Source organism: Rhodospirillaceae bacterium (assembly GCA_018660465.1).
In the GTDB taxonomy this organism is placed as follows: domain Bacteria; phylum Pseudomonadota; class Alphaproteobacteria; order Rhodospirillales; family JABJKH01; genus JABJKH01.
On record JABJKH010000099.1, the window covers coordinates 20,202 to 28,719 of the forward strand.

Here is an 8,518-nt window from a genome sequence, read left to right on the forward strand (position 1 = left end):
GATAGGACCTCTTAAATAACTGGTTTTTCGCGGGGCGAACCCTACGCCCCATGGCCCCGTCACGCAACCGCGAACCGATAAAAAATTGATCAATTTGAAGACTGGAATGGATCGCTTGGGAACCTTATAACAAGAGCATGGAAGGTTCCACATTGTTCAGTTCAACCAAACACTCTGCTCCGGATAAAGGTTCGCCCTTTAAACTGGTGAGCGGCTTCACGCCTTCCGGGGATCAACCACAGGCGATCAAAGAACTGGTTGCGGGCTTAAACGCGGAAGAACGAGAGCAAATCTTGCTTGGCGTGACCGGATCCGGCAAGACGTTTACGGTCGCCCATGTAATCCAAACCCTGGGCCGCCCAACCCTGATCCTGGCCCCTAACAAGACTCTGGCAGCTCAGTTATATGGCGAGATGAAAGCCTTCTTCCCGGAGAATGCGGTGGAGTATTTCGTTTCCTATTATGACTATTTCCAACCTGAAGCCTACGTTGCCCGCACGGATACCTACATCGAAAAAGACGCCTCTATCAACGAACAAATCGACCGCATGCGCCACGCCGCCACCCGCGCGCTACTGGAACGAGACGATGTTATCATTGTCGCATCGGTTTCCTGTATCTATGGCATTGGCGGGGTCGAAACCTATTCGAAAATGGTGGTTAAGCTGGCAAAAGGTGATCAAATTGACCGCCAGAATCTGCTTAAACATTTGGTCGAATTACAGTACAAACGCAACGATGCGGCGTTTTACCGCGGTGCATTTCGGGTTCGCGGCGATGTTGTTGAGATATTTCCGTCCCACTACGAAGACCGCGCCTGGCGCATTTCCCTATTCGGGGACGAGATTGAGGACATCCGCGAGATCGATCCCCTGACCGGTGAGAAAATCGCCGCACTGGAAAGCATCACCATCTATCCCAACAGTCACTACGTCACACCGCGCCCTACCCTGGTTCAGGCCCTTCCATTGATCAAACAGGAAATGCGCGAACGGGTTCGCCAGTTGACCAAGGAAAGCAAACTCATCGAAGCGCAACGTTTGCAAGAACGCACCACGTTTGATCTGGAAATGTTGGAGACGACGGGCTTTTGCAGTGGGATCGAAAACTATTCTCGTTATCTCAACGGTCGCAAACCCGGCGAAGCACCTCCGACTTTGTTTGAATACCTCCCGGAATCTGCGTTGCTAATCGTCGATGAAAGCCACGTCACCGTGCCGCAATTGGGTGGCATGTACAAAGGCGACTATAATCGGAAATCGACCTTGGCAGAGTTCGGCTTTCGGTTGCCGTCGTGCATCGACAACCGCCCGCTGAAATTTGAAGAATGGGAAGGCATGCGGCCTGAGACCATTTTTGTCTCTGCAACCCCGGGGCCGTGGGAACTGGAAAAAACCGGTGGGGTCTTTTCCGAACAATTGGTTCGCCCGACAGGGTTAATCGATCCCTTGTGTATTGTCCGACCCGTGGCGACCCAGGTTGATGATCTGTTGGCAGAGGTCAAAGACGGGGCCGCCAAGGGGCAACGTACATTGGTTACAACGTTGACCAAGCGCATGGCCGAGGATTTGACAGAGTACCTTCATGAACACGGCGTGCGTGTGCGCTATATGCATTCCGACATCGATACATTGGAGCGCATCGAGATCATTCGCGATCTCAGGCTCGGTGCGTTCGATGTGTTGGTCGGCATTAACCTGCTGCGTGAGGGTCTTGATATCCCGGAATGCTCGTTGGTATGTATTTTGGATGCCGATAAGGAAGGGTTCTTGCGCTCTAAGACCAGCCTAGTTCAGACCATCGGCCGCGCCGCGCGGCACGTCGAAGGGCGGGTAATCCTCTACGCCGACCGCATGACGGCCTCCCTCGAATATGCCATCAGTGAAACCAACCGCCGCCGCGAAAAACAGCAGGCTTATAATATAGCCAACGGCATCACCCCCGAATCAGTAAAGTCCGCCATCAACGATGTTTTAGATTCTGTCTACGAACAAGACTACGTGACCGTCGATACTGGTGTTGGCGGTGAGAAACAATTGGTCGGGCATAACCTAAGAGCCCATATTACCGACCTAGACAAACGCATGAAGGCCGCAGCCGCTGACCTAGAATTCGAAGAAGCCGCAAGACTCCGCGACGAAATCCGCCGCCTAGAAGCCACAGAACTCGGCCTCAACAAAGCCGGCGTCGCGCCGAATGCAGCGGCAAGGGCCGGGTGGAAAGCGGCAGGGAAGAAAAATAAGAAACGGCAGCGGGGGCTTTAACCCGGCAATTGATCTGGTTTTACCATCCAGAGAAGCGTCCACACGCCATCGTCGCCGCGTTCGAGGCAGCAGCAAAGGCCATAGGCTTTTCCGGGAATGACGGGGGATTCGCGACCAGTCAGCAATCGGGTAACGGCGCGCATTGCTACGTCAGATGGCGTCGAGGCCATAACAGTGTCCGAAGTGGAATTTAGATCATCTATAAAGGGGGTAATGTCGATTTCACGGGTCAATGCGTAGGGCGTCTCAGAGACTTTGCCCTCTGCCCCCATGAATTTCGCCAACTTTTCAGCATGATCCAAGGTCCAATCAGTGCCGACGTGCATGTACCGGTCAATGGTCGAACCTTCATTATTTAGGTATTCAGCAAGAAGGCGGGTATCTTCCGTGCCTTTTTCGCTGAGGGTGCGAACAGGAGGATTGTCTTCGCGGGGAAGGGCCTCTGCATGTTGAATGATATAAGCACGCATTTCATTAATCCTCCGAAACGAATAAACTTATTCTTTCTAAATCAACAACTTATCAATCAGATGCCATGCCCGCGGCGCGAACCATGGCTTCGGCGACGCGAACGTCGGTCAGCGCATTTTTATGTTCTACGCTATCAGCTTCGGCGTTTCCCAATCGATCATTGGCCTCACTAAGCGCCGTTTCAGCTTCTGCCGAGTCTAGTTCCGATACCGGAACGGCTTCTTCCGCCAACAGGACACAGCGCTCACCCGTCACTTCGGCAAAACCGCCGCGGACAAACAAACGATCCCGAACTTTGCCATCTTCGTGGATATCAACTGTCCCCGGTCGCACGGATGATAACACCGGCGCATGGTTAGGCAGGACACCAAAATCACCGTCGGCACCGGGCACCACCACCATATCGGCTTCTTCATTTCTGAGAAGCTGGGTCGGGGTTACCACCTCAAATTGAACTTTATCCGCCATCGATGCGATCTCCAAATTTCAGGCTCTAAGCCGCCTCTGCAGCCATTTTCTTAGCCTTTTCAATGGCTTCTTCGATGGTGCCGACCATGTAGAAGGCGGCTTCCGGCAAGTGATCATAGTCACCGCCAACGATGCCTTTAAAGCCTGCAATGGTGTCTTCCAAGTTCACGAACACGCCAGGCGTTCCGGTGAAGACTTCGGCAACGTGGAACGGTTGGCTGAGGAAACGCTGAATTTTCCGCGCCCGTGCCACCGTCATTTTGTCTTCTTCACTCAGTTCGTCCATGCCCAGAATGGCGATGATATCTTGCAGCGACTTATAAGTCTGCAAGACACGCTGAACTTCCCGCGCGATCTCATAATGCTCATCACCCAAAACCCGAGGATCAAGCACGCGAGAGGTGGAATCCAACGGATCAACAGCTGGGTAAATGCCCAATTCTGCAATTTGCCGTGACAGCACGGTGGTCGCGTCCAAGTGAGCAAACGATGTCGCTGGTGCCGGGTCAGTCAAGTCATCGGCAGGGACATAAATCGCCTGCACCGATGTAATCGATCCCTTGTTGGTCGATGTAATCCGTTCCTGCAATCCGCCCATGTCCGTAGACAGAGTAGGCTGATAGCCCACAGCAGACGGAATACGGCCCAATAGTGCGGACACTTCGGAGCCCGCTTGGGTAAAGCGGAAAATATTATCGACGAAGAACAACACGTCCTGGCCTTCTTCATCGCGGAAGTATTCCGCCAAGGTCAGTCCTGTGAGGCCGACACGCGCGCGGGCTCCCGGAGGCTCATTCATTTGGCCATACACGAGGGCCGCTTTGGAGTCGCCTTCGAGGTTAATAACGCCCGATTCCATCATTTCGTGGTAAAGGTCGTTACCTTCCCGGGTCCGTTCACCCACACCGGCAAACACCGAATAACCGCCGTGGCCTTTGGCGACGTTATTAATCAATTCCATGATCAGCACCGTCTTGCCCACACCGGCACCGCCGAACAGGCCAATTTTGCCGCCCTTAACGTACGGCGCCAGCAAATCAACGACCTTAATACCGGTGGTCAGAATTTCCGTTTCCGTTGATTGATCAACGAAGGCCGGAGCTTCTTTGTGGATCGGCGACGTCATCTTGGCATTGACCGGACCGCGCTCATCGACAGGTTCGCCAACAACGTTAATGATCCGGCCCAAGGTTTCCGGTCCAACCGGTACGTTGATCGAGTCGCCGGTATCAGCAACTGCCTGACCCCGAACCAAGCCGTCCGTGGTGTCCATGGCAACGGTCCGAACCGTTGATTCGCCCAAGTGCTGTGCGACTTCCAAAACCAACGTTTTGTCTTGGTGGTCAACGTGAAGGGCATTCAAAATGTTGGGCAGCTCGCCTTCGAACTGCACGTCAACAACGGCGCCCATGACTTGGGTAATTTTGCCGGTTGTATTCTCACTCATCGTTCAAGCTCCTATGGGCTTAAGTTCGTCTGTTTCGTCTAATCCGTTAAAGCGCTTCCGCACCGGAAATAATTTCAATCAATTCGCTGGTGATAACTGCCTGACGGGTCCTGTTATAGGTCATCGTCAAGTCATCCAACATATCGCCCGCATTACGGGTCGCATTATCCATCGCCGTCATTCGCGCGCCTTGTTCGGAGGCATAGCCTTCCAACAACGCACGGAACACCTGCACCGAAAGATTTCTCGGCAGAAGGTCTTCCAAAATTTCACTCTCAGACGGCTCCATGATGTAGAGGGTGTTTGTACCGACGGCTTGATCTTCGGCTTCGTCTGCCTCAGGAACTGCGAAGGGAATAAGCTGCTGAGCCGTTAGAACCTGGCTCATCGCCGACTTAAACGTGTTGAAGTAGAGAGTGCATATATCAAACTCCCCGGCTTCAAACATATCGCTGATCTTAGCAGCGACTTCACGTGCGGTGTCGAATTGGGCACCGTTGCGGGTGACGTCTTCGTAGGTATCGGCAATCAGACTCTCAAACTCGCGCTTGAGCCCGTCGCGGCCTTTGCGACCGACACACAACAATTTCACAGTCTTGCCTGCGGCCTGAAGGTCGAGAACTTTCAAACGGGCGGCACGTACGATGGAACTGTTGAAACCACCACAAAGACCACGGTCGGCAGTCACAACAACAAGCAGATGAACCTTGTCAGCGCCAGTGCCACTGAGCAACTTAGGTGCGCCGGAACCTTCCGGCATGGTTGCGGTCACTTGACCCAACATCCGCTCCATCCGCTCGGCGTACGGTCGGCCTTCCTCGGCGGCGACCTGTGCGCGGCGCAGCTTGGATGCCGCGACCATTTTCATGGCGGCGGTAATTTTTTGCGTCGATTTGACGCTGGTGATGCGGATCCGAAGATCCTTGAGATTAGCCATGGGCTATTTTCCCGTTATCCCTTAAGCGAATGTCTTGACGAACCCTTCGAGGAACGTCGTTAGTTTCTTATCAGTCTCATCCGAAAGATCACCGCTTTCACGGATCGCATCCAAAATTTCGCCGCCCTTGGCGCGCACTTCGTCCAAAAGAGCCAATTCAAACCGGGTTACGTCCGATGCTTTCAAGCCATCGAGGAAGCCCCGGACACCCGCAAAGATAGAGACGACCTGCTCTTCAACTGGCAACGGCTGAAACTGACCTTGTTTGAGAATTTCCGTTAGCCGCTCACCACGGGCAAGCAACTGTTGCGTTGACGCATCTAGATCAGATGCAAACTGCGCAAATGCCGCCATTTCACGGTACTGCGCCAGTTCTAGCTTGATCGAGCCGGAAACCTTTTTCATCGCCTTCACCTGGGCAGCAGAACCAACCCGGCTGACTGAGATACCAACGTTCACAGCCGGACGAATGCCCTGATAGAACAGTTCGGTTTCCAGGAAGATTTGACCATCGGTAATGGAAATCACGTTCGTCGGGATATAGGCCGACACGTCACTGGCCTGAGTTTCGATCACCGGCAACGCGGTTAAGGAGCCTGCGCCGTTGTCTTCGTTCATTTTTGCCGCGCGCTCCAAAAGACGTGAGTGCAAATAGAACACGTCACCCGGATACGCTTCACGTCCAGGGGGGCGACGCAGCAACAGAGACATCTGACGATAAGCAACGGCTTGCTTGGACAGGTCATCATAGAAAATAACCGCGTGCATGCCGTTATCACGGAAGTATTCACCCATCGTGCAACCGGCATAAGGTGCCAAGAACTGCATTGGTGCAGGCTCTGACGCGGTCGCCGCCACCACGGTGGTGTATTCCATCGCGCCGTTTTCTTCCAAGGTCTTAACGATCTGCGCCACAGTCGAGCGTTTTTGGCCGACCGCGACATAGATGCAATGCATCTTTTCAGAATCGTCTTTAGCCGCATCGTTGATGTTCTTCTGGTTCAAAATGGTGTCGACGATAATTGCCGTCTTACCGGTCTGACGGTCACCAATGATCAATTCACGCTGGCCGCGACCAACGGGAATAAGACTATCAATAGCCTTAAGGCCTGTCTGCATTGGCTCGTGCACTGATTTTCGCGGAATAATACCAGGGGCTTTAACTTCAAGACGCGTCCGTTCGGCATCTTCTAGCGGACCCTTACCATCGATTGGCTCACCCAAACCGTTTACCACACGACCCAGCAGACTTTTATTCACCGGCACGTCGATGATTTCACCGGTTCGCTTAACCGTGTCGCCTTCTTTAATGGCGCGGTCATCACCGAAGATCACGACACCGACGTTGTCAGTTTCAAGGTTCAAGGCCATGCCCTTAATGCCGCCTGGGAATTCGACCAATTCACCAGCCTGAACGTTATCGAGACCGTACACACGGGCGATACCGTCACCGACGGACAAAACCTGACCGACTTCTGCGACTTCTACCTCGGTTCCAAAATTCGCGATCTGCTCTTTCAGAATCGCTGAAATTTCCGACGCCTGGATGTCCATTCTTATACCCCTAGTCTTGACCCGCTCATGGCGAGTCGTAGTTGTTGCAGTTTTGTCTTGAGCGATGTGTCAATCATGCGCGATCCCACCTTGACGATAAGACCGCCAAGAAGATCAGGATCAACCGTTGCATCAACGGTTACATCGCTACCGACAACATCTTTCAACGAGGCCCCAAGGGCCGTCATCTGTTCATCTGAAAGTTTTCTGGCCGATGTGACTTCAGCCGTGGTCTCACCCCGATGCGTCGCTAACTGAGATTGAAACGCCCTGATCATACCGCGTAAAGCAAATAAACGTCGGTTTTGAGCCACCAAGCCGATAAATCGCTGGGTTAAGTCCCCCATTCCGGCCTTCTCCAAGATCGCTGCCAATGCAGCACCCTGCTCGTCTCGCGAAATAATCGGCGAACGGATCAGGTTATTTAGGTCGTCATTTTCTTGAATTAGGGAATCGAAGGCTGCCAAATCTTCTGAAACTTGGTTCAGCAGCGTATCGGTCCCGGCCAATTCAAACAGGGCAGAAGCATAGCGACCTTCAAGGCCTGTTGCGCCTTTTGTCTGGGATGACACGTTGAGACTTCCTCAAATAAAAAAAGAACCTGGGAGCGTGGTGCGCCCGGTATATAAAAACTTTGTTCGGAGCACCATCGTCAGACCTCTGAACGGCGAGTTAACTAGCATACTCAATAAGGGCTGGCAAGGCAGCTTAAAGTTCAAATAAAAATGCTAATAAATGGCTGTGTTCTGCCATTTATACCAATCCTCCGATCTTCTGCAAAGACACTTCATTGGTGGGGTTCAATTAAAAGAAATTATACGGGTCCACATCGACCTGAACCCGGACGTTTCGGGGGGTATTAGCACTTGCCAGCCAGGGACCAATTAGGCTCTGCACATTAATGTCTCGCGCCGTTTGCAACAACAGCCGCTGACGGTGACGCCCTCGCAACATCGCCAGCGGAGCAGGTGCCGGCCCCAACACTCGAATATTCTTTCCAAGCGGCGCAACACGACCCAATTCACGCGCCGCACCGTCAACCGATGCCTCATCCCGACCAGAAACAATTAACGCCACCAACCGACCAAAGGGCGGCATCCCGGAAAGGCGCCGAGCTTCTTGCTCAACTTCGATAAATTGATCGCGTTCGCCGGACGCCAGCGCCTGCATGACGGGATGGTCGGGCATATAGGTTTGCAGTACCACCCGGCCCGCTTGTTCCGCCCGCCCGGCCCGGCCCGCGACCTGGTATAACAATTGATAGGTCCGTTCCGCGGCCCGCAAATCTCCCCCTGCCAGGCCTAAGTCCGCATCGACGACACCGACCAGCGTCAACAACGGGAAATGATAGCCCTTGGCGACAATCTGGGTGCCGAT

General features: G+C 53.4%; 8 protein-coding genes. 1 reads left to right on the top strand and 7 read right to left on the bottom strand.

Going from position 1 to position 8,518, the window contains the following annotated elements:
- Window positions 1-137: 137 nt before the first annotated feature.
- Complete coding sequence (gene uvrB / locus HOM51_17390) at window positions 138-2,264, top strand: excinuclease ABC subunit UvrB (protein MBT5036291.1); 2,127 nt, start codon at window positions 138-140, stop codon at window positions 2,262-2,264.
- Here the strand turns inward: uvrB and HOM51_17395 are convergent.
- The 7 genes from HOM51_17395 to HOM51_17425 form a co-directional block, all read right to left on the bottom strand.
- Window positions 2,261-2,734, bottom strand: coding sequence for a hypothetical protein (locus HOM51_17395; GenBank protein MBT5036292.1), 474 nt, complete (start codon window positions 2,732-2,734; stop codon window positions 2,261-2,263). The genes uvrB and HOM51_17395 overlap by 4 nt on opposite strands.
- A 52-nt stretch (window positions 2,735-2,786) precedes the next feature.
- Entirely contained in the window at window positions 2,787-3,203 is a 417-nt protein-coding gene (gene atpC / locus HOM51_17400; protein MBT5036293.1) for an ATP synthase F1 subunit epsilon, read from the bottom strand.
- A gap of 25 nt (window positions 3,204-3,228) precedes the next feature.
- The gene (atpD, locus tag HOM51_17405; protein MBT5036294.1) at window positions 3,229-4,650 is read right to left on the bottom strand and encodes a F0F1 ATP synthase subunit beta; all 1,422 of its coding nucleotides are present in this window, start codon (window positions 4,648-4,650) and stop codon (window positions 3,229-3,231) included.
- A gap of 46 nt (window positions 4,651-4,696) precedes the next feature.
- A complete protein-coding gene (locus tag HOM51_17410; GenBank protein MBT5036295.1) occupies window positions 4,697-5,587 on the bottom strand; it encodes a F0F1 ATP synthase subunit gamma in 891 nt (296 codons plus the stop codon).
- Window positions 5,588-5,608: 21 nt separating this feature from the next.
- Window positions 5,609-7,141 (bottom strand): F0F1 ATP synthase subunit alpha, encoded by a 1,533-nt coding sequence (locus HOM51_17415; GenBank protein ID MBT5036296.1) that lies wholly within the window; start codon window positions 7,139-7,141, stop codon window positions 5,609-5,611.
- A 2-nt stretch (window positions 7,142-7,143) separates the two neighbouring features.
- Window positions 7,144-7,713 (bottom strand): F0F1 ATP synthase subunit delta, encoded by a 570-nt coding sequence (locus tag HOM51_17420; GenBank protein MBT5036297.1) that lies wholly within the window; start codon window positions 7,711-7,713, stop codon window positions 7,144-7,146.
- A gap of 232 nt (window positions 7,714-7,945) precedes the next feature.
- Window positions 7,946-8,518: primosomal protein N' (locus HOM51_17425; protein MBT5036298.1), on the bottom strand; the 573-nt coding region annotated here is incomplete at its 5' end.

Bases quoted from the DNA above. Each gene is read 5' to 3' on its own strand.
- atpD (MBT5036294.1), bottom strand. From the start codon at position 4,650: ATGAGTGAGAATACAACCGGCAAAATTACCCAAGTCATGGGCGCCGTT.
- HOM51_17395 (MBT5036292.1), bottom strand. From the start codon at position 2,734: ATGCGTGCTTATATCATTCAACATGCAGAGGCCCTTCCCCGCGAAGAC.
- uvrB (MBT5036291.1), top strand. From the start codon at position 138: ATGGAAGGTTCCACATTGTTCAGTTCAACCAAACACTCTGCTCCGGAT.
- HOM51_17410 (MBT5036295.1), bottom strand. From the start codon at position 5,587: ATGGCTAATCTCAAGGATCTTCGGATCCGCATCACCAGCGTCAAATCG.
- HOM51_17415 (MBT5036296.1), bottom strand. From the start codon at position 7,141: ATGGACATCCAGGCGTCGGAAATTTCAGCGATTCTGAAAGAGCAGATC.
- atpC (MBT5036293.1), bottom strand. From the start codon at position 3,203: ATGGCGGATAAAGTTCAATTTGAGGTGGTAACCCCGACCCAGCTTCTC.